The 1,621-nt window shown below is 63.5% G+C and carries 2 protein-coding genes; both read right to left on the reverse strand.

The window, feature by feature from the left end; all coding sequences use genetic code 11:
- Positions 1–161: 161 nt before the first annotated feature.
- A complete protein-coding gene (gene gshB, locus DBR12_RS21360) occupies positions 162–1,118 on the reverse strand; it encodes a glutathione synthase (protein ID WP_108619058.1) in 957 nt (318 codons plus the stop codon).
- 51 nt (positions 1,119–1,169) lie between these two features.
- On the reverse strand, positions 1,170–1,621 hold a 452-nt coding region (locus DBR12_RS23365), incomplete at its 5' end, for a benzoate/H(+) symporter BenE family transporter (RefSeq protein WP_233245033.1).

Consider the following 1,621-nt stretch of genomic DNA (forward strand, 5'->3'; position numbering starts at 1 on the left):
CTTCAATCACCAGCAGCACAACCCAAAAAAGAGCATCACCGCCAGCAACTAGGCACAACACCAAACGATCAGATCGTCCGGTCAAGCGCCTCAGAAGCGAAGCCCTCGACTATAGCACGGATTGAGGGAGGTGTGAAAAGAAGTTCGCCGATTTAGGCGCCTCAGCCCTGATGGGCTGCAACAGCGGCTTCGAGCGCGTCCACAAACAGGAAGGCGACATCACACCCCGTCTGATCAAAGATCTCCTGGAAGCAGGTAGGGCTGGTCACATTGATCTCGGTGACGCAGTCTCCGATCACATCCACCCCCGCCAGCAACAGGCCCCGCTCCAGCAGGATGGGGCCCAAAGCCTCTCCGATCTCGCGGTCGCGTGCCGACAAGGGCCGGGCCACACCCTTACCGCCGGCCGCGAGGTTGCCACGCACTTCGCTGCCTTGTGGGATGCGGGCTAGGCAGAAGGGCACGGGCTTGCCACCGATGATGAGCACGCGCTTGTCTCCATCGACGATCTCGGGCAGGAACTTTTGCACCATCACGCTCTGCGCACCGTGGCGGTTCAGGGTTTCGGTGATGCTGCCCAGGTTGAGGCCATCAGGCCCAACACGGAAGATGCCCATGCCGCCCATGCCGTCCAGCGGTTTGAGGATGATGTCCTGGTGCTCAGCATGAAAGCGCTGGATATCTGCAGCGTCGCGCGTGACGAGCGTGGGGCCGATGAACTGGGGAAACTCCATGATCGCCAGTTTTTCCGGATGGTCCCGCAAGGCCCGGGGCTTGTTGAACACCTTGGCGCCTTCGCGCTCGGCCTGCTCCAGCAGGTGGGTGGCGTAGAAGTATTCGCTGTCGAATGGCGGGTCCTTGCGCATGAGCACCGCGTCGAAATCGGCCAGCACAGCGCTGCGCTCTGGCTGAGCGTCATACCAGTGGTCCGCATCCCCTGTGAGATGGATGTCCCGGACCCGGGCCGTGACTTTGTCCCCGCGCTGCCAGGTCACATGCTGCGGCTCGCACACCGCCAGGGTGTGGCCGCGCCGCTGGGCCTCGCGCATCATGGCAAAGGTGGTGTCCTTGTAGATCTTGAAGCTGTGCAGCGGATCGGCAATGAAGAGCAGTTTCATGGTGTCGGATCAGAAAAGTGGATGGGGCCAGGGGCCCGGGCAGCCGAGGGTCTAGGCCTGCGAACGCCTGTACTGTTGCACAAATAAGGCAATGCTGCCCGCGACCACGCCCCAGAAGGCCGACCCCACGCCCGCCACCACCACCCCGCTGAGCGTGACCAGGAAGGTGATGAGCGCGGCCTCCCGGTGGGACTCGTCCCGCAACGCAGCGGCCAGACCGTTGCCAATGGTGCCCAGCAGCGCCAGCCCTGCAATGGCCACGATCAGTTCCTTGGGAAACGCCGTCAGCAACCCGGTGATGACCGCGCCAAACAGCCCGATGGCCACATACAGTGCGCCGCAGCACACGGCAGCGGTGTAGCGGCGGCTGCGGTCTTCATGCGCCTGCGGGCCCATGCACATGGCGGCGGTGATGGCGCTGAAGTTCAGTGCAAACGCGCCAAACGGGGCCAGGACCAGGGTGGCCAGCCCGGTGAGAGTGATGAGCCGGGACACCGGCAGGT

Origin of the sequence: Acidovorax sp. HMWF029, assembly GCF_003060895.1 — a bacterium.
Lineage (GTDB): Bacteria > Pseudomonadota > Gammaproteobacteria > Burkholderiales > Burkholderiaceae_C > Acidovorax.

Excerpts from the sequence above, each read along its gene's own strand:
- gshB (WP_108619058.1), bottom strand. The coding sequence starts at position 1,118 with ATGAAACTGCTCTTCATTGCCGATCCGCTGCACAGCTTCAAGATCTAC.